This is a genomic window from Ensifer sp. VA4, from assembly GCF_055710065.1.
Map to the genome: position 1 here is coordinate 160278 of NZ_JBVQPO010000009.1, position 20260 is coordinate 180537.

A 20260-nucleotide genomic window follows, 5' to 3' on the forward strand; every position below is an offset into this window, starting at 1 on the left:
TTTTGTTTTTGCTGTTGCCTTCTGTTTTATTGCAGTGCAATGTCGCGACGCTCATCCAAGGTTTGAGACCAGTGATGGGCGTAAGCAACAACTAAGAGGAGTAGCATATGGCCACGTTGGAAGGCGGCGCGTATGATGACGCCCTTTTTGGCTCGCGCTTCGACGACTTCATCCATGCACGTAGCGGTGATGACTTCGTGAACGGAGGCAATGGCGACGACACCATCTTCGGTGACGAAGGTGATGATCTGCTGTTCGGTGGTAACGGCAGCGATACTCTGTTCGGCGGCTGGGGCAGCGATGTTCTCCATGGCGAAAACGGGAACGATGTCCTGTTTGGCGGCCAGGGTGACGACCTGCTCTACGGTGACAATGGGAACGACATTCTCATTGGCGGCGGCGGCAGCGACCTGCTCATGGGTGGCCGCGGTAGCGACATCCTGTTCGGTGGTGCCGACAACGACATCATCAACGGCGGCCAGGGCGACGACGTCATGACCGGCGGCGAAGGCAGCGATGTGTTCGTCTTTGACGGCGGTGGCGGCAACGACGTCATCCTCGACTTCACGCCCGGCGAAGACCTGCTGCAGGTTTCGAAGGACATCAACGGTCTCGACATCTCTTCTCCGGAAGATCTGGCATCGCGCGTCACCCAGGTTGGCGGCAACGTGGTGATCGATTTCGGCCATGGCGACACTCTGACGCTCGTCAATGCCGATGCCGAAGACATCCAGGCCAACCCGAACCACTACTTCACGATCCATTGAGATTGACCGGCGCGCCCCACTTCCTCCCGTGGGGCGCCCTCCCTTTTCGTCCTTCAGGAGTAACGCGTGGCGGCAGACGACCGTATCAGGGGCCTCAGTGCGGAATTCACGACGGCTGTAACATTCAGGCTCAGCCTTGATGTTGCTGTGTTGATCTGGGACGCACCTGCAGAGCTGCCGGCGAAAACGAAATACGCGCTCACTGCATCCCGGCCTCTCATTCCCCTCGTCAGCATGGCCCTTCCGCGCGCCGATGGCGGGCAACGTGTTTTTTGGGCAATGCGGGCGGGAAACGAACGTGAACTTGCGGAAATCACCGTCGGTCACGATGTCCTTCAGACCGTCGTCCTCGAGCCGGCCGGCAGGCTTCCGTTCCTCGATATGGCAGCCCAGTTCGCTGGCCTTCTGCCGGAGGGACGCTTCAAGTTTCTCAACACCCTGCTCACCGTCTGGAGGAGCGCATTTAGGCTCTCCCGCGATGAGTTCTTTACCGGCCTTGTCGACGACGCAATCCACGCCCTGAACCTTGGCCAGCGCCCTGCGGCGATTGCGTGCCGGCTCGCCGACGGCCGATATCTGGCGGAAACGGCCATAAGCGCCGAATTCGGCGAGATCAGCGCGATTTATGCGTTGAGTGCGGACGCAGTCCTACCGTTGCCGCAACAGTTTGCCGTCACCGGTCGGGCGGAGCGCGGCTGGCGCCGCTGCCACTTCGTCATCGAAACGCCGCGTGCGCCACAGGCGCTCTCCCTAATGATCATGGGCAAGCGCGGGATTGCCATCCGTGAGGTGACGGATCGCGGTACACGCTGCCCAAGCCTGCAGGAGTGGTGGCCCGAGCACGGCGCCGCTCCAGGGCTACGGGAGTTCGTCGTCAGGTGTCTCTCGACAATGCCGGAAAGTGGAACGGCACTTGCAACCGACTTGCAGCTTCGTTCGCCCTTGCAGGCGCGCCAGGCCGGCAAATCCCCGCTTCATCCCGGTGCAGAGATCGATCTGGCGCTTGCGCTTGCCGATGGGTTGCTGGTCGGCGGCTGGACGCGTGACCCGTCCGGCGTGCTTGCTGGCATCGACTATCTCCAGGAAGATGGCACGGCGCTTCCGCTTGACGGCAACTGGTATGAATTCCCGGGCTGGGCCCGCGGAGCGGAGGAAGGCTCGAAGACCGATGTAACGGGCTTCGTCAGTTGGTTGCCTATGCGCGAACCGCTTGGCGCCCTGCTTCAGCCCCGCTTCCAGATGCGGCTTGCTTCCGGCGCCGTCAAATCGCTCATACCGAAACCGCAGCCCTTCGATCCCGTTACACAACGCAACCGCATCTTGAGGGCAGTCCCGCCACAGCATGCCGTCGATGCGGCTTTTCGCACGATCCTTGCGCCCGCGCTCAAGGACGTCGAGGAAAGGCTCGGAAAGACAATCAGGGTCGATCAGACGAAGGACTTCGGTCCGATGCTGGAGGCGCCCCTGGTCTCGATCGTCGTGCCGCTCTACCGCGTTCTCGATTTCCTGCGTTTCCAGCTCTCCGGCCTCGCCACCGACCCCTTTGTCGCCGCCAATGCCGAGATCATCTATGTGCTGGATTCTCCCGAGATCCACGACGAAACGGAACATCTGCTCGGCGGCTTTCACCTGTTGCACGGACTCTCGATGAAGCTCCTGGTGATGAACCGCAACGGCGGCTATGCCCGTGCATGCAATGCCGGCGCACGTCATGCCCGCGGTTCCGTCGTCGTCATGCTGAACTCGGATGTCGTGCCTTGCGGACCGGGCTGGCTCGAGACGCTCGCGCTTCCCGTGCTCCAGCAGAAGTCGCTCGGCGCGATCGGCCCAAAGCTCCTTTTCGAGGACGGATCGCTGCAGCATGCGGGTCTCTATTTCGGCCGCAACAAGCAGGGCATCTGGCTGAACCATCATTTCTACAAGGGCATGCCCGGTGCCTATGCGCCCGCGCAACAAGCGCGCGTCGTGCCTGGCATCACCGGCGCCTGCCAGGTGATGCGCCGGGAAGTATGGGAACGCGTCGGCGGCTACTGCGAGGATTTCGTGATCGGTGATTACGAAGACAGCGATCTTTGCCTCAAGATCCGGCGGGCCGGTTTTGACATCGTCTACGAGCCGGCCGCCTGTCTCTACCATCTCGAGCGGCGATCGATCAGCCGCAGCCAGGATTACACGCGCGGTGTAGCGAGCCAGTACAACGCCTGGCTGCACACCCAACGCTGGAACGACGACATCAGTGCGCTGATGCCAGCTTACCTCGGCGCCGAAGAGGCGGCAGCGTCGAGCGGTCTCAAGTCTGCCGCCAGGAGCGCCGCATGAACCAACCCGCACTTCGCCACGCAGACAGCCTGCAAACGGCATGGCAGCCGAACGAGGACCGTATTGACGGGATGCTTCAAACGGTTCTCGCCAATCGTTTCCTGCCGCAGCCCGACAGCAACAGCGTCTTCGTCGGAGACGGCAACTACCGGGCGGTTGGCGCCGAATTTCTCGGTCATTTCATCCGCATGGGCGGTTTGCAGCCGGAAAGCGCCGTGCTCGACATCGGCAGCGGCATTGGCCGGATGGCGGTCCCATTGACGCAGTATCTCGACCCTGATCGCGCCCGCTACGTCGGCGTCGATCCGGTCGAAGGCGGTGTCGCCTGGTGTCGCAAGTCCGTCACGCCGGTCTACCCGAACTTCACGTTCGAGCACGTCGACATTGCCCACGAGCTCTATAATCCCATGGGCAAGATCAACGGCAAGGCGCTGAAGCTGCCCTATCCGGATCGAACGTTCGATTTCGCGATCATGACGTCGATCGTCACGCATCTACCGCCGGACGAAGTGCTCGTCTATTTCAGCGAGATCAGCCGGATGCTTAAGCCCGGCGGCCGGCTCTTCGTGACGGCATTTGTGGTCGATCGCGTCGCCGCGAAGAACGAAAATGGCAGGCGGGATCCGCGCCTCGGCTTCAATCGTAGCGGCGACGGCCCCTGCTGGTTCGTACCGGGGCTGCCGCCGCTCGCCGCCGTCGGTTTCGATGACGGTTTTCTCGATCGGGCGCTCGAACGGGCGGGCTTTTCAACCATCCTGAAATCACTCGGCCATTGGCGCGGGCAGGATGCCGGTCACTACCAGGATGTCTTCATTGCCGAACGCCGGGGTGCAAACGGATGAAGAAGCGCATTCTGGTCGCAGCGCACAATCATCCGGCACTCCATCCGGGCGGCACGGAGATTTTCGCGCACGACCTCTTCCGTGCCTATCAGCGCGCCGGCCATGAGGTGCTCTTCCTCGGCGCCACCAACCAGACCCACCGGCAGGTGCGCCCAGGCACGAGCTTCCAGGCGATCGGCTCCGAGGGCGACGAGGTGCTGTTGTGGTCCGGTCATTTCGACCGCTTCTTCATGAGCCAGATCGACCTCTACGGCGTCGTGCCCGATCTCACCGAACTTCTGCGCGATTTCCAGCCGGACGTGGTCCACATCCACCATCTGCTGCTGCTCGGCGCCGAGTTTCCGCACATCGTGCGCCGGACCTTGCCCGAGTGCCGCATCGTGATGACGCTGCACGATTACTATCCGCTATGCCACCATGACGGCCTGATGGTGCGTACCACCGGCAAGGAGCTTTGCCATAAGTCGACGCCCGACCGCTGTCACGCCTGTTTCAAGGATATCCCGCTCGACCGCTTCGTGCTTCGCGAGCAGCATCTGAAAGCCTTGTTGCGCACCGTGGATCGCTTCGTATCGCCGAGCCATTTCCTGCGGCAGAGATTTATCGACTGGGGCCTCGACGGGGTACAGATCGATGTCATCGCGAATGGGTTACCACGGCGGGACGTTCCGGCGCGGAAAGATCGGCAGGAAAACGACCGGCCGATCTTTGGTTACTTCGGCAACCTCAATCCCTGGAAGGGCACCACCGTCCTGCTCGAGGCTGCGCGGCAACTGATCGACGAGGGCCTCCGCTTCGAGCTCAGGGTGCACGGCGGCGCGCCGTTCCAGAGCGATGGTTTCAAGGACGAGATCGCCCGTCTCTTCAAGAAGACGGCGCCGACCGTCCAGCAGCGCGGCGCCTACAGGCGCGAGGATATTGCCGACCTCATTGCCGCTGTTGATTGCACCATCGTGCCTTCCATCTGGTGGGAGAATGCGCCGCTCGTGATCGGCGAAGCGCAATCCCAGCGCAAGCCCGTGATCGCGAGCAACATCGGCGGCATGGCCGAAATGGTTCAGGACGGCGTGAGCGGCCTAACCGTTACGCCCAACGACCCGCGCGCGCTCGCCGCTGCCATGCGCCGTATTGCCGAGAACCCTGACCTCAGGCGCCGCCTTTCGGCGAACGCCCGCAAACCCGATGATATCGATGCCACGGCACGCCGCTATCTTGCGCTCATTGACGCAATTGAGCCGGCACGAACCGCCGCGGCTTAGAGCGGCTCAAGTTGAAACGGAACAATAGAAAACCGCTCCATCTCTTTGTTTATACGTATTTCCGGACGCGAAACCGCTCCGCACTTTTGCTAGCAATGCTTTAGGGGAAGACCATGTCTGTAGCAGCCGACAAACCGGATGTCGCACCGGAACAAAACAATGCCAAGCCCCTGAAGGGCCGCGTGGACGCGATCGACCAGGGCCGTGTTTTCGGCTGGGCCTTTGATCCCGAGACGCCCGAGAAAAGGCTTGCCATTCGCGTGCTTTTGGACGGCAAGGTAATCGCCGAGGCGCTCGCCGACCGCAACCGGCCCGATCTCAAGCGAAACGGGATCGGCGATGGCAACCACGCCTTTGAAATCGCGCTCCCCGAGTTGGCAAGTGCACGCGCCGGCGAACTGGTTGTCATGGCATCGACGGACAAAGGTGGTGAACTGCCGCTTCGCGTTCCAAAGCCCGACGAACAGGCGGCCGAGGCGTTGATTGCCGCTCCGCTCGCCAAGGTGCTCGACAAGCTCGATGTGCTGATGGCGGCACAACGTCAACTCCAGGTCTCTCAGCGCTCGGCCATCCGGCAGAAGCTCGGCGATGGCGAGGAAGGCGAAGCTGCGGGGCTCGCAGCAGTTAGCGAAGATGTTGCGAGCCTGCGCTCGGAAATCACCCAGCGATTGACCGATCTCGACGTACACCTGATGCGCCTTGATGGCGTCGTCGCCGGCATGGAAAAGAACCTCAATGCCTTGAAGCAACGCTCGAACGGCGACTTGAAGCCGGCATTCCTGCTGCTCTTCGTACTTGCGGGCTTTACCGCAGGTGCGATCTTGACGCTTCTTCTGCGGACTTAAGGGGCGCCTCATGCCCAATTCGGAGCTTTCCCTTTCGCCGAACCCTGCACCGCTTGCCCGTATCATGCGTAGCGGACGGGTCGTGGTGTGCCAGATCGATGACACGCTGTTGCTGGTGATCGGCGCCGGTGGCCCATTGGCAGATCAGTTGCCGGTGGAGATCGACGAAGACACGACGATCCAGGCGATCGCCTCCATCATCGGCTGGCGGCTTGCCGCATCGCAAGGATCCGCCACCCATGGATTCGCGGCGCTTATCCCAGTCGATCGCGAAAGCAGCATGCCGACAACGCTGCGTTTCGGAAAGGATGGTGGCGGCAAACGCTACATCGTTGCGCCGCGCACCGTGGCGACCGGAGATGTCGCCGCCATGCTGAAGGAGCTCGCCGGCCCGCAGGTCGTCCACGTGCTTGGCCGCTTGGTGGACGTGTTGATGAAGCCGCCGCTCGATCCGCGGAAGCTCGCGGTAATCACACCCCTGCTCAAGGCGGGAACCGCAAGAGACGGCTATATCGAGCTGCTCGGCGAAAGCCACGACGACGCGATCGCGCTCAAGGGCTGGGCGTATGACATGGCCGGCGGCGTCTGCCGAGCCATCATCAGGGGCGAGAATACCTCGGTCGCCGATTGCAACATTGCGGTTTTCCCACGCAACGACGCACCGGAAGACGCCGTCGGCTTTCTTGGCCTGCTGTCGGCGGGCGATCTGCCGCGCGCCCGCGACATCCAGGGCATATTCTATCGCGGCCGCAGCGCCTGGCGCTACCTGGCCGTTCACGAGCGCAAGCTCGTAGCCGGGCCGCTCGAAACGCCGGGACATATTCGTGCGATGCTGCTTCAGAGCCAAAGCGCGCCGCAGGTGCTGTTGCGCCTGCGCGACGCGGCCAACGGCTTCGACGGCACGGAAACGATCTCAAGCCTCCCCCTTCCTGTTCGGCTCGGCGTCGACGCGCTCTACCAGGGCGACGAAGGCACCTTCCTGATCTCGGGTTGGATGCTCGACCCTGACGATCATGTGCAAAGCGTTCGGCTGCGCCGGGGGCGCGCCGAGGCGCGTCTTGATGGAAGATGGACACGCGCCGAACGGCCGGACGTCGAAGATGCCTTCGCGGACCGGCCGGAATTCAAGAGCGCAATATCCGGACATCGCCGCTCGCACGGTTTCATCGCTTTCGCGGGTGACCTCGTCGGCGATCCGGCAGCGCCGCTTCACCTCGAAGTGACGCTGCGCGATTCCCGCCGCGCCTATATGCCGCTTCACCCGACGCGGCTATCGGCGAGACATGCGGCGCTGCGGCTGCTGAACGCCATCGACCCGACGAGCTGGGCCCTGCCCGATATCGTCGATCGGCAGATCGTCCCGTTCCTTGGCGCTGCGCGCGCGGACGCACCAACGGTCGAAACCGTCATCGACATAGGCCGGTACGGTGAGGCCGTGGGGGCGGCAATCCTTGTCGCTGTGGGAGACGCCGAGGAGGATTTCGCCCCGCTGTTGGGTCTTCTGGCGCTCGATCCGCATACGCGGCAGGCGCCGATCGTGCTCGTTCTTCAATCGGAGCAATTTCGCCGGCGCGCCGCCCGTATTCGCCAGCATGCGGAATTTTATCGCTTGCCGCTGCGCCTGGTGTCCGTCGATGGCTCGGGCGACGCCACCGACCTGGCGCGGACTGCGGCGCAGGCAATCGACAATGAGACCGTCATCCTGCTGTCAGCGTCGCTGACGCCCGCCAATCCCAGTTGGTACCAGACGCTCGTTGCCAACTACGAGACAAAGAGCGGAAGCATCATATCGCCGACGCTTGCCTATGAGGATCATTCGATCCGCTGGGCCGGCAGCACCTCGCTCGACCGTGCCGATCATCTTCAGTCGAGTCGCTATGCCGGTTATCCGGTCGGCGCCGTGAACCGCCTGAAGCTGACGCGGGTTCAGACCGCCTCGCTCGAATGCTGCATCATGCCGCGCACGGCACTTCTCGATGAAACCGGCGTTTCGCCCACCTATCTCGGCGCGTCTCTCAAGGGGCTGGATCTTGCATTGGGGCTGAGCCGCAGGGGCTACGAATCCTATTGGCTGCCCGCCTTGCAAATGCTCGGATCGGATGAGGCATCCGGTGCCGTTTCTCCAGCCACGGCGAGGTACGTGGAGCGTGTCGATCAGACGCTGTTCCGTGGACGCTGGATGCAGACGGTGGAAGCAGAAGGAACGGCCCACAATGAGGTTTCGGCATGAGTGACAAACTCCGCGTGCTGGTCGTTTCGCACGGCCACCCGACCCATTCGCTCGGCGGCGCCGAGATCGCCTCCCATGGATTGCACAAGGCGTTGAACGGCCTGCCGGGCATCGAATCGATCTACCTCGCCCGTGTCGGCCATCCCGTGCCGCGCCACGGCGCGTCGGCGCTGATGAGCCTTCGCCTGGCGATGGACGAGGTGCTCTACCATGCCGAGGACTTTGATCATTTCTTCCTGTCCAATGGCGATACCGACGCAATCCGCCGAGACCTCTTGCGCTTCGTGGGAGACATCAAGCCGGACATCGTCCACTTCCACCATGTCATGGGCTTTGGGCTGGAAGCGCTCTATGCGGTGCGTGACGCTCTGCCAAAAGCGCGCATCGTCGTGACCTTCCACGAATATCTGCCGATCTGTCACAACCACGGACAAATGGTGAAGCGACCCTCGGGTCAGCTATGCAATGGCGCCTCGCCGATCAGCTGCCACACGTGCTTCCCCGAAATCCCGGTGTCGCGCTTCGTCCGCCGCGAGCAATTCGTGCGGGGCATGCTGAACCTTGCCGACGCCTTCATCGCCCCGAGCGCCTTTCTCGCCAATCGCTATGTCGAGTGGGGCATCGCCGCCGAGAAGATCTTCGTGATCGAAAACGGCATCGTCATGGGGGAAAAGACCCCCGCACGCGAACTGCCAACGCCGACGGCACGACGCAACCGCTTTGCCTATTTCGGGCAGATGACCCCGTTCAAAGGCGTGCATGTGTTGATCGACGCCGTGTCACGCGTGCCCGAGGAGATCTGGGGTGACGATTCCACGCTGATGATCTTCGGCGGCAACCTCGAACGCCAGCCGACCGGGTATCAGGAGCGCGTCGCGAAGCTGATCGAGGACGCCGGCCGGCGCGTCCGCTTCTATGGTGCCTACCAGAACCAGGATATGCCGCGGCTGATGCGTTCGGTTGACTGGGTGGTGATGCCCTCGGTGTGGTGGGAGAATTCTCCGGTCGTCATTCAGGAAGCCCTGCACCATGGTCGACCGATCCTGTGTTCGGATATCGGCGGCATGGCCGAGAAAGTTCGCGACCGCCTGGACGGCTATCATTTCCGGGCCGGCAGCGCACAAGACCTTGCCGATCGGATGCTTGATGTGCTGAGCACACCGCGATCCTGGGACAATCTTCGGGCAACCCTCAGGCGCCCGATGAGCCATGTCGACTGCGGCCGCGAACATGTCGCGCTCTACCGGAAACTGCTCAAGGCGGAGCAGCCGGCTCACGTCAGCGCTGCGGTAGCCTGAACCGAAACGCGCGCGCCGTCCCCGTCGCGCGTCCGCATCTCGCAAGCGACGAACTTCTCGCCTCGAAGGTCATTCCATCGCTTATCCGCAATGGAATGACTTGGTTTTCTTAGCTGAACTTGAACGGTGAAACCGGCACACGGCTTCGGGAATGGGATTAATCGCCGCTTCGGCCCCACCACTGATGGAAGTGATGGACCGGTCCCCGCCCCTGCCCGATCGTCAAGTCCGCTCCGGCAACAAGCGCCTCGTGCAGATAGGTCTTGGCGGCTACAACCGCGTCTTCAAGCGTCTGCCGGCGGGCAAGACCAGCCGCGATTGCGGCTGACAGTGTGCAGCCGGTGCCATGATCATTCCTTGTCTCGACCCGCGAGCGCGACAGGCGCAAGAGGGTGTCGCCACAAAAGAGGATATCCACCGCTTCATCGCCCTTCGCATGCCCGCCTTTCATCAGCACGGCGCGCGCACCAAGCTTCAGGAGCAACTCCGCCTGGCGCGCCAGCTCCGTCTCGTTCTGCGCAATCGCGCGTCCTGTCAACAACGCCGCTTCAGGCAGGTTCGGCGTCACGATAAGCCCAAGTGGCAGCAACTCCTCCTTGAGCGTCGCGATCGCATCCGGACGTAACAATACGTCACCTGAAGTGGCGACCATCACGGGATCGATGACGGCCATCTGTCCGTGCCTCTTCAAACCGGAAACGATCGCGGTAATGGTCTCCTGGCGGGACACCATGCCGAGCTTCACCGCGCCAACGGCGAGGTCCGAAAACACCGCATCGATCTGAGCTGTGACGACGGCCGGAGAGATATCCTCGACGGCCGTGACCCCACGGGTGTTCTGCGCCGTGACAGCAGTAATCACGCTGGCGCCATAGACGCCGAGCGCCGAAAACGTCTTCAGATCCGCCTGGATACCGGCACCACCACCGGAATCCGATCCTGCAATAGTGACAGCGATAGCAGTCATGTCCAGCTTCCGTGGCAGGTAGAGGTGGTGCGCTCAATGTGGACGGCTGCTCGCACCCGGGTGCTAAGGCGCGCGCCCATTCCAGCTGCCAGCGAGGAACCCGAATGATCGAGGGTAGCTACTGGCCGGCTCGGCTCCCGGAATTCTCCGTCGCAACATCCTAAACTACGTGCAGGCATCAGCGATCTTTCCAAAACCAAATGATGGAGATCCGGATGAAAGGCGCAGGCGCGGCTGATGTGCCGATGGAGGCCCCGCCGTTCCTACGCCGGTATGATCCGGTTCAGGTTCAAGGGTCTGGCTCACCGCCATCTCAGCACCGTCAGATGCGCCCCTCGGCATTATTGGATGCTAGGGGAGCGTGGGAGGTAATGTCAATTATTGGCGATCAACATTATGTCATCGTGTTCCCAACCAATGCCCACAGCTGGGACAAATATGGTCGGCGGCGCTGCCGCGAAGCCGCTCGACGTTCAGCGAGAGTTTCTCTCACGTCGTTGTCTCTAATCTAGGCCCTTGGCTTGGAAAGGCGGGGCACCGGCGCCGCCCTCATCTTCTGGTTTGAACTCTATACCAGTTCAAAAGTGGATCGGACGAACTCTATGGTCGATCTCGAAGCCGCTCGGCGCTCTCCAGTCTGGCGATCGGGTGATACGCGGGCATTTTAGCCAGATCCCGTGTGCCGCAACCCAGGCAGCACGCATTGTATCGGCGTTATTTCGTAACACCGATTTTGCTGATCTGGATACGATCCTGTGGGGGTCTTGAGGTCTCTGCCGCGCGACGGAGGAACAGATATGCGTGTGTCGCGAGTTTTAACGGCTGAAGATCTCTGGGGCCTAGCGGATGAGTGCCCCCAATTTCCCGGCCTCGGCCGCCACATGCCGCGTCTTTGGCGTGATTCCGAGCAACATCGCCTCACTGGCCAGATTAAGCCGCGACCCGACCCCGTCACTGGGAATTGAAGACCGGATTCTTGCGAAATGACCTGAGCGATTGACCCGCTCCCGTGTTTACCGATGCCGGTGCCGGTGCCGTTCCCGGTCACCGGCACTCACTTTCATCATTGGCAATAATCGAGCTGTCGCACAGTATCGACAATGTCTTCAGGCGTCGCGTTTCTTTGGCCCGGCACAGCTTCGGCAGCGCAGTTCGGTGTGGGGCCCGATCCAATGAATCACGAAGACGAGCCCAGGGGTTCGACCATCACGATCGGCGGCCACTTCATTGATGAGCGTCCGACGATATGTTTCATTGCGTCGGTTATCGGCGCCATCCAGACGGCGCGAGATTCCCGGTAAGCGGCAAGCAGCGACACGGACATGGGAGGCGGCTTTTGCGTAACTGTCCAATGTTTAGCAACTTCGCCTCGACTTCGCCTCCGCGAGCTAACGACTTGTTCCCATAGCTTCAGATTGATAGTTCAATAATTCTAATATATTTGGGGCAAAGATAGTGGGGCAAAAATGAAACTAATCATGACATTGTTGGTCAGAAACGAGGCCGATGTTATCAGGGAAAACGTAGATTTTCATATTCGGAGGGGGGATAGATGTCATGGCGGCGAGCTACATCACCAATGCGGACGCCAGGCTGGTCAGCTTCCGCCAATATCTTCAGCTTAGTTTCTTTCGACCATCGCCGCCTACGCTCAACGCCGGAAATGATCTCCATGCGAGCCATGCCAACCTCTCAGATCTGGAATTAGTGTCAGCACTAATGCTGGTTCTAATGCCAGAACATCGCCTAACTGGCTCGTTCAGCAAAATCCGCTCCCCGGACGCTTACGCTACACCAAGCTCTATCTTCCGGATCGACGGTCCGGCCCGATAACAGAAGCAGCCTGCTGGGTGCATGCGCGGCGGCCCTTCTACGCGACGGCCGACGTCGAAGCGAACGCGCGCCGACGAGCGCAGGGCAAGAAGCCGGCCGTCATCTCGCCGATCGCCGTGGAGATGGTGCAGCATACTCGCCATAAAAGGCGCCGTATATTCTCGGCTTGAATTCACACTGTGCTGTCTCTGACGGTAGCAACTAACAAGCAAGCTATCGCCCAGAAAACTAACAAGGCGAGAAAGGTAACCGCAGCTTCTTGAAGAGGTTTCGGATATATAGAAGAGTCCGGGATGAGCGGGGGCACAATTACAACGACATACAGCTGCTGGTTCGTCAACTTTCGCCTAGCCTCTTCCAGACTGTTTCTAGCAGCTGTGTACAGTTGCTCCGCAAATTTCTCCTTCAATCTCAACAACTCGTAGTCTTTCAGGTGATCGGACAGCGCACTTGAATCTTTGCTAGTCAGAGACTTTTGTAAATCATCTAGTTGCTTGTCGATTGCAGCCAAGTTAGTTCTTCGGTACTTTTCTCCGGGCTTATTAGCTGCGCCTGATAACTGAAGAGCTTTCAGCTCTCCTTCTAGCTCTATCTTTTTAACTGTAAGTTCGGCAATTAAGGAGAGAATTTGCTTCGCTGTGTCTTGAGGATCAATCGTGTTGGTCCGTCTTTGAAAACTCAGAATGTCTGCTCTCGCCGCTGCCAACTCGGCCATTGCACGGTCGACTTCTCCCGCTGCAATATCAAGCGCGTCCTTCCTATTTCGTCGAGATATCGTGTTGATTAGAGCCTCACTCTGCTTCGTCAGTTCCTTCGCCAACCAAAATGCGTCGTCCGGCGTGTATCCCCGAACTTTTAGCGTCAGAATATTGGATGTTGAGTCCACATAGGTAATTACGTGCTTTTTCCAATACGCCCAGATGGACTCCAGATCCTCATCTGCGTCCAATCGGGAGAACCAGTCAATGCTAGCCTTACCAAACATCTCCCTAAGTTTCGCTTTACCGCCAATATCAATGATCACGGATCGACTCTTCAAATAATCTAAGATGATCATCGAGTCTTGCGATGTTACGGCTCCTCCTCCGATCCCGATCTTACCAATTATGGATGTAACCGAACTGCTGCCGTCCAACGAATCTTGATAGCTAGGCTCGTATGCCTCTCGCACACTCAGCTTCGCTTCGGCAACATAGATATCAGAGGCTACCAGACCATAGTAAGCTAGTGTTAAGATCGCTGGCATCGCGACCATCAAAAGGAAGCTTTTTATTAAAAGTTGGTTCGCACCTGTTCGTTGATCAACTGCACTCGTCTTAATAAATCGAAACGAGCTTCTCACAATTGGCGGAAGTGTCTTCAACGAACGGAAATACTCACTTCGTCGCACAGTTCCCCTACTTGCGTGGCCTTCGTTCGCGGGAACGCTATTCGGTTCGTCTCTCGGTATCTGTAACGTCATTTAGATGCGCCGCTACTCACTTGCCATGGCTTTCCGATTTCTGCAAATTTGCCTCGATCGCCTCTACTGCAAATGAGTAAAGCGCGATGTCCTCGTCGAGCAAATCCGAAGCAATCCCGATGTTCCTCAATCTCTCAGCGAGCTCTTCAGCTTCAGGAAACCCACTAAGCTCGGTTCCCGACGCGATTGGCGCCTCGACATACTCGTTTAACATTCCGCAAAACAAGTCAAAGTGGCTCCGCAAGCCGACAACGTTAAATTTGGCTAAGTTGTCGAGTGCGACACTGACATTGCGACGTTGAACACGCTCATCAGGCGCGGTTCCGAACAACATTGTCATTGGCGATTGCAGCTTCTTCCGCCCCTCATTAGGGATTCTGCGTAAAGCGGAGAGTATTGATCTAGAGTCACGAAAATTTATCTCCTCAAGATACGGCAATAGGTCAGCAAACCTCGCGATTGTCGGGCTGGCACGAACAGACTCTGGCTGTCTCGTCGCGTGGGCTAAAAATATCAGCTTTTCCGCCAGTTCTGCGAAAGGCTCCCTAAGCAGCGCCGCGGTCACAAATCCGTTATTCCTGGCGATTTCACCGTGGCGAATCCAATTCATCGAGCCGGAAAGGAATACCGATCTGATGTTTGTTAAAGAAAGAAGCCCAGTGATTGTTTCGAGAGATAGCCTTTCTAATACTGGATACGATTGAGTGAAGAACGACATAAGTTGCCTAACAAGCGCGATTTGCGGGAATGCGCTGGAATCGACAAGTAGAACTTTTCGCTCGATATGATCGCTAGCGTTAAACCGCCTATATATCGTTATGCCGGTCTCTGATTCGATCAGAGTGATGTCGTTGAGTTCATGCAGCTGGGGCACATGTCTTTCATCGACCACAAACCCGGCTTGACCTGTACTATGCATACCTAAATCGCGTAGGTCGGGTCTAAAAACGTTTGCGGTCAGAACGAACTCTTTTCGCCCAGGAACCTTAACTAATATCTCAGGTGTGTCCCCAGGATTGTCGCATATCACCCAGCCGCTGATGTATGCACCAGTATCCTGATCAATGTGAAAATACATACTCCACCCACTCACGCCGTGTGATCGCGCACCAAGAGGCCAACGCCAGCGGCGATCGCCCACGCCAAAAATGCCACCATACAGATTGAGACCGACATCAAAAAACGCTTTGGATAGAGTGCTTCCTCCGCTTTCCTCGGCTGGACGTAGGTAAGAAGATAAGACCTTTGTCTCTCATTATTCATGCGGGCAAGCTCATAGGCGGTTGAAGCGCGTGCGTAATCTGACTGCGCGATCTTAAGCTCCAACGCAGTCTGAGCTAGAACTGCTGTGCGATCGGCTAGCGAATCTCCTGCACCACCGCCCTGCGGGAATTCTTCGCTGGCAAGGCTTTTTTGATATCTATCAATTTCCTCCCGAAGCGACGCAGATTTAGCCCTCAGCGCTGTAAGTTGGGGGCCGGCCTCAGCAGATCCCTTGGTGAGGGTGGCTATCTGAACATTGACCTTCGCCTCTTCGAGGCTAAGGGCAGTAAGGATCTCCGATTGGGCTTTTGCGCTTGTGTCAGCATCAATTATTCCTGCCGCGTTTCGGGCATCTCGCATAGCAACAACTGCTCCGACCAACGTAGACTTTGAACGCTCCAGCTCGGCACTCGCTTCGGCGAGCGCATTGTTTTGGTTCCGACCGGTCAGCTTGTTGACCATCCGTTCTGAACGTACAATTATTTCCGCTGCTAATCTGAAGCTCTCATCCGCAGAAAACGCCTTCACGCGCAACGTCATCAAGCCGCTGGATCGGTCTATCGTCACGCTGACCTGCCGCCCCCAATACTCTAGGAGATCCTCCATGGTTGCGGCGACTTTAAGCTCTGCGAAATAGTCGTAGGTTCCAGGCCTAAAAATACGCCTCAAATCGAACTTCGAGCTTAGCTCATCAATTATGGCGCGGCTCTGAATGTACTCCGCAATTATTGCCTCATCACCAGACTGCCCTCCAAAGAGGGAGGTTAGACCGGCAAGCGCGTCAACGCCACTGCGGTCAGTCGATTTCACCGCAAACCGCGCTTCCGACACGTATTGGTCCGCAGCGATAAAGGAGTAATATAGAATGGAAAGTACCGCCGGTATAACAAAGAGGAGCACAAAGCTGCCAGTCAGATAAAAGCGAAAGATTTTATCGCTGCGTCGCGCCCTGAACCCGCCACCGCCACTGCTGACGGGTCTCGGCGTTCGAGCCTTTCTCGCGACGCGACGCAATTCGATAGATATCGCCTCTGATCGCTCCTGCACGCTTAAACGCTTCAGCTGGCCGTTCTCATTTTTTGCAGCGATCGGCATTACTAAAGACTTTCTATTGATTAAGCTTGTTGTACAATTCTACGGCATCATCGACATCAGAGAACTCGTGCATGACACCGTGAGCTAGTACAACCGCGCGACTGCAATAGGTCCGAATTGTTTCCATCGAATGCGAAATCATAATCACGTCTGCGTGGTCGCGCCGCTTCGCGAACTCGTCGTGGCATCGTTGCTGAAATCGTGAATCCCCCACAGCAGTGACCTCGTCAATCAAGTAGCACTCGAAGTCGATTGCCATTGACAGCCCGAACGCCAATCTCTGCGCCATCCCGGACGAGTATTTGAAGTACGGTTCGTCCATGTAAGAACCGATCTCCGCAAAATCTTCTACAAACTCAATGGCGCGCGCCGGATTCTGTCCATATATTCGCGCAACAAACTGAACGTTTTCACGACCCGTCATTGCTGGATGGAGACCGCCTGAAAACCCAAGCGGCCATGACACTCTGGCAGAACGTGTTATCGCTCCCGCGTTAGGCAACTCGGTTCCGGCTAACATCCGCATCGTTGTAGATTTTCCAGCACCATTGATCCCCAATATTCCATATGAAATCCCAGCCCGGAAATCCATCGACACATGGTCGAGAATAATCTTTGCACCACCTTTCGTGCGAAAGAACTTAAATACGTTGTTAAGCTTAATCATCCTGTTAACAGCTTTCCCCGCAAATATCTTTCGCCTAAAAGTCCCAACAAAAGGCAACCGGTCCCCATCGCTAAGAAGTAAAGCTTCGAAAGCATATCGTCGCCGTAGCCATCGTAGTAAGCTGAGCGCATCCATTCGATCGCGTGCAACAAAGGATTATACCACATCATCTCTCTCACCCCAGGAGGAAGGCTTGAGGGAAGAATAAATATTCCGGACGTTGCGTATAGAATAAGCATAATGAACATAAATGCGAGGTTCCACATTCGAAAAATTGATGACATTACGACGTTTAGAATTCCAAGTGAAAGCGAGAAAAAAATAATTGCAATCACACCAGAAGCAAAAATAAACTCATCAAGCGGAACGAGGTCGACGCCAGCAAGCAAAGCCGTCAAAAAACTAAGGATTATCACTATGAATGAGGTGATGAATTCGATCGTAGCTCTAGCTACGATTACGTCAAACGGTCGCACGACTGGAAACAGAAACAGCGGGCGATTCATGTCGAGCGCCATCCCCATTGCGCGAGCCGGATACAAACAGAGAATGTATGCGAGCGCTCCGCTTGTAACAAACACGACCGGATCGCCACCAATTGGAGCTAACCGATTCACGAACGCCATGATTGAAACCAGAACGATCAAATGTGTGAATGGCCACGCGATTGCAATCAAGTAGCTCACATGAGATCGTCCAAACCTGGTACGCATATCTCGCAATATTAGGGCGTAGATCACACCCAATCTGCCCAGCACCAAGTCGCCTACTGAAATACGGCCGCGAGTATCGTCCATGCGCTTGAGATCACCATGCTCAGTTTGACGGCTTTTGGACAATGTCAGGTGATCCAGGAATCCTACGCACCAACCTAAAGTCGGCCACACCCGAGTTGTGATTTACGGAGTAGTAGGGATCTCGTAAAATAGCGTTGCCCCATGCCCGCCTCAAACGAGCGTAATCGCGTAGATATACGTCTTTTTCGTGGGCGACATCGAACCTCTGCGGAGACGTATCATTTGAGTTGAGGAGCACAACGTCAGGGCAAATGACGTGCCTCCTGCCTGAAAGCCTCATTCTCAGTCCGAGATCGATATCGTTAAGCATACCCATCTCCAACTCTTCATTGAATGCACCGCTCTGTAGGAAAGCTTCACGCAGCGTCACCATGCAACTAGAACTCACCGCAGAGACGTTGTGCCTCACCTTGAGTCGTGAAAAGTAACCGGAGTTATCGGCGGGAAAATTCGCGTAAGCTAAGGCAGCCGAGCCCCCTACTCCAATAACAATTCCCGCGCTATGCACCGTAGAGTCGCTTTCGATTAACTTGACACCGACGCATCCCACGCCGTCTTGTAGCGCCATCGCTGACAATTGTCCAATCCACGACCTCTTAGCCGGCTGCAACGTACCGGATACGAAGCAGAGGATTGAGCCCGCCGCCCTATTGGCGGCTGTGTTTACAGCGGTTGGCCAATTGCCGGTGACCGCGATACACGATATCGATAAAGCGTCGCCGTGATCGAGTTGGTCAAGCAGTTTTGAAATGCTCTCATTGGCAGTCGGTTCGTGAAGGACAATCAACTCGATCACTGGACCATCCAGCGAATTGAGGAACCGCTGGACCTTCTCAGAAATATTCTGCGCTGTGGGCCGCAGCGACAATATGACACTTATTGAAGCGGCTGGAGGGAGTACAGGGCTCACTCGGAAGAACTGTGTCTTCGCTACTCGCTCTACAATCGCGTCGAGGCCCACGCGCATTGCGTGCTCAGACAGGGCTCTTTTCGCCGACAGCAATGCGTAAGGCTTTTGATCTCCGCCCCGCGCCACAGAGCCCACAACCGCACGCCAATGGTAGAGTACCTTAGGCACATGAACGACCTGATCAGATCTGAGGCTTTCGACAAGCCTGAGATTTAGATCATAATCTTGGCTTCCCTCAAATCCAGTTCGCCAACCCGAGAGAGCCCTGATCGTGCTCGCACGGTAAGCCGTAAGGTGATTGATGTAATTCTGTGACCGAAGAAGATCCAGGGAAAAGTCCGGCTTGAAGAATGGCGAAAAACGCCTTCCGTTGGCCGTGATTTTGTCCTCGTCGCTGTAGATCAACTCAGCCTTTGGATGGTTTCGTATTGCGGCAGCAATTTCGCTGATCGCATGTTTGTGGAGCAGATCATCGTGATCCAACATGGCAACCCAATCACCCGTCGCAAGCTCAAGCGCCGAATTGGTCGCGGCAGATATATGTCCGTTAACTTCACGATTTGCAATTTTAACCCTACTGTCAAGGCAGGCCCAAGCCAGTACTTCTAAAGTGTTTTTTTTTGTGGAACAGTCGTTTGCTATACACACCTCGATATTACTATATGACTGATTGAGCACGCTCTCTATGCAGTCGCGGAGAAACCTCGGCTTCGTATTATAAACTGGTATCAAAATGGACACCTTGATATCAGCGGAACCTCCGTACTCAGTAATTTCTTTTTCGTGTTCACGGAGCCACCGGGTATATTTGAGCCCACCACTCATTTTGAGGTACAGCGAACGTAGTCGCCCTTTTAGTCTTGTCGAATACATACTGGATTGCTGTGCTTCTGTGGCGCCGATCGGTTGTCTAATCAACATGGATGACCTTTCATTTTTTTCCGCCGATCGCAAGCCCGCAAAAATTTCGTTTCGATAAAGCTGTCGAGAGCTCGTTCCATTTCTGGGTTGGGCTTGCGGGCACACGAGAGCATTTGTTCAGTCTCTCCATGCCGTCGTCGTGAGCGCGACGAAAAGCCTACCGTTTCCGTGTAATTCATTACCGTTTTCGACGTTGACGGATCGCAATAGCACTTTCCTTCAGAACTTTCGCTTTACCCGCGTAGGCATAAAATAGGCTACGATCCTGACGAGTGCTTCGGCGACGTCAGCAGCCTCCTGGCGGGTTGCTTTCAGTGTCTCGCCGAGTTTGCGGATTGGGCGCGATGATATCGCCAGTCCGGAACGGCCTCGAAGCACCGGCTGGCAAAGCCTCGGCGCGTATCCTGCAAAACTAACAAACGGCAGAGGTCCCAGTCGAACCGATCAAAGGTCTGATCACCGATCCTGGTGAACCTGAGCCGGTGGTCTTTCGGTCTTTCGGAAAAGGCTCGCCGAGATGCGGCTCTACTCCGCGACTGTTCTGTCACCATCGGCAGGTTCCACCGCATCCGACCGGTCAGTTCCGGCATCCATTTGGGTCAGTCGTACTCGGACCGATGATGAGGGTCGTACGATAACCATCAAGACCGCTGATTGACCAAATTGGCGATGCCGGGGGACGTCCCCCGATAAACGCCTCGAACCCCTCATCATCCAGATTCGGTCGTGCGGTCGTCATCCCCTGGCTGTTGTGCTTCATGCCGCCCGTGGCTCCTGCCCTGGCA

Annotated in this window: 15 protein-coding genes, 2 pseudogenes and 1 riboswitch; of the genes and pseudogenes, 8 read left to right on the top strand and 9 right to left on the bottom strand. The window is 57.4% G+C overall.

Annotated elements, in window-relative coordinates:
- Positions 1 to 107 precede the first annotated feature (107 nt).
- From AC0C6X_RS17285 to AC0C6X_RS17315, 7 genes are all read left to right on the top strand, one after another.
- Positions 108 to 767 (top strand): calcium-binding protein, encoded by a 660-nt coding sequence (locus AC0C6X_RS17285; RefSeq protein WP_173518231.1) that lies wholly within the window; start codon positions 108 to 110, stop codon positions 765 to 767.
- Between the two features lie 66 nt (positions 768 to 833).
- Positions 834 to 3086, top strand: coding sequence for a glycosyltransferase family 2 protein (locus tag AC0C6X_RS17290; RefSeq protein ID WP_472954261.1), 2253 nt, complete (start codon positions 834 to 836; stop codon positions 3084 to 3086).
- The gene (locus AC0C6X_RS17295) at positions 3083 to 3928 is read left to right on the top strand and encodes a class I SAM-dependent methyltransferase (protein WP_472954263.1); all 846 of its coding nucleotides are present in this window, start codon (positions 3083 to 3085) and stop codon (positions 3926 to 3928) included. Before AC0C6X_RS17290 ends, AC0C6X_RS17295 begins: the two co-directional genes overlap by 4 nt.
- Positions 3925 to 5187, top strand: coding sequence for a glycosyltransferase family 4 protein (locus AC0C6X_RS17300; RefSeq protein ID WP_472954264.1), 1263 nt, complete (start codon positions 3925 to 3927; stop codon positions 5185 to 5187). The genes AC0C6X_RS17295 and AC0C6X_RS17300 overlap by 4 nt, the downstream gene beginning before the upstream one ends.
- Positions 5188 to 5300: 113 nt before the next feature.
- Entirely contained in the window at positions 5301 to 6032 is a 732-nt protein-coding gene (locus AC0C6X_RS17305) for a hypothetical protein (protein WP_472954266.1), read from the top strand.
- A 10-nt stretch (positions 6033 to 6042) separates the two neighbouring features.
- Positions 6043 to 8262 (top strand): hypothetical protein, encoded by a 2220-nt coding sequence (locus AC0C6X_RS17310; protein WP_472954268.1) that lies wholly within the window; start codon positions 6043 to 6045, stop codon positions 8260 to 8262.
- On the top strand, positions 8259 to 9560 hold the full coding sequence (locus tag AC0C6X_RS17315; protein ID WP_472954270.1) for a glycosyltransferase family 4 protein: 1302 nt from the start codon (positions 8259 to 8261) through the stop codon (positions 9558 to 9560). Before AC0C6X_RS17310 ends, AC0C6X_RS17315 begins: the two co-directional genes overlap by 4 nt.
- A gap of 157 nt (positions 9561 to 9717) precedes the next feature.
- Here AC0C6X_RS17315 and thiD read toward each other — a convergent pair whose 3' ends face one another.
- Both thiD and AC0C6X_RS17325 read right to left on the bottom strand, forming a co-directional pair.
- Positions 9718 to 10527: a bifunctional hydroxymethylpyrimidine kinase/phosphomethylpyrimidine kinase gene (gene thiD, locus AC0C6X_RS17320; protein ID WP_472954273.1), complete on the bottom strand. Its 810-nt coding sequence runs from the start codon at positions 10525 to 10527 to the stop codon at positions 9718 to 9720.
- Positions 10528 to 10770: 243 nt separating this feature from the next.
- Positions 10771 to 10873, bottom strand: a riboswitch (TPP riboswitch).
- Positions 10874 to 12039: 1166 nt separating this feature from the next.
- The gene (locus AC0C6X_RS17325) at positions 12040 to 12210 is read right to left on the bottom strand and encodes a transposase (protein WP_472954275.1); all 171 of its coding nucleotides are present in this window, start codon (positions 12208 to 12210) and stop codon (positions 12040 to 12042) included.
- Between the two features lie 107 nt (positions 12211 to 12317).
- Here AC0C6X_RS17325 and AC0C6X_RS17330 point away from each other — a divergent pair.
- Positions 12318 to 12491, top strand: a pseudogene (locus tag AC0C6X_RS17330) (IS66 family transposase); the annotation flags it as partial.
- Positions 12492 to 12532: 41 nt separating this feature from the next.
- Here the strand turns inward: AC0C6X_RS17330 and AC0C6X_RS17335 are convergent.
- The 7 genes and pseudogenes from AC0C6X_RS17335 to AC0C6X_RS17365 form a co-directional block, all read right to left on the bottom strand.
- Positions 12533 to 13723 carry a KpsE/RkpR family capsule polysaccharide export protein gene (locus AC0C6X_RS17335; protein WP_472954277.1) on the bottom strand — a complete coding sequence of 397 codons (1191 nt, stop codon included), beginning with the start codon at positions 13721 to 13723 and terminating at the stop codon, positions 12533 to 12535.
- Between the two features lie 115 nt (positions 13724 to 13838).
- Positions 13839 to 14900, bottom strand: a complete 1062-nt coding sequence (locus AC0C6X_RS17340; RefSeq protein ID WP_472954279.1) for a hypothetical protein — start codon at positions 14898 to 14900, stop codon at positions 13839 to 13841.
- Positions 14901 to 14911: 11 nt separating this feature from the next.
- Positions 14912 to 16180, bottom strand: a complete 1269-nt coding sequence (locus AC0C6X_RS17345) for a KpsE/RkpR family capsule polysaccharide export protein (RefSeq protein ID WP_472954281.1) — start codon at positions 16178 to 16180, stop codon at positions 14912 to 14914.
- A 13-nt stretch (positions 16181 to 16193) separates the two neighbouring features.
- Positions 16194 to 16847, bottom strand: coding sequence for an ABC transporter ATP-binding protein (locus AC0C6X_RS17350; RefSeq protein ID WP_472954284.1), 654 nt, complete (start codon positions 16845 to 16847; stop codon positions 16194 to 16196).
- Complete coding sequence (locus AC0C6X_RS17355) at positions 16844 to 17686, bottom strand: ABC transporter permease (RefSeq protein ID WP_472954286.1); 843 nt, start codon at positions 17684 to 17686, stop codon at positions 16844 to 16846. The genes AC0C6X_RS17350 and AC0C6X_RS17355 overlap by 4 nt, the downstream gene beginning before the upstream one ends.
- Entirely contained in the window at positions 17664 to 19475 is a 1812-nt protein-coding gene (locus tag AC0C6X_RS17360) for a glycosyltransferase (protein ID WP_472954288.1), read from the bottom strand. Before AC0C6X_RS17360 ends, AC0C6X_RS17355 begins: the two co-directional genes overlap by 23 nt.
- Before the next feature lie 219 nt (positions 19476 to 19694).
- A pseudogene (locus AC0C6X_RS17365) lies at positions 19695 to 20235 on the bottom strand (UPF0149 family protein).
- Positions 20236 to 20260: the final 25 nt, after the last annotated feature.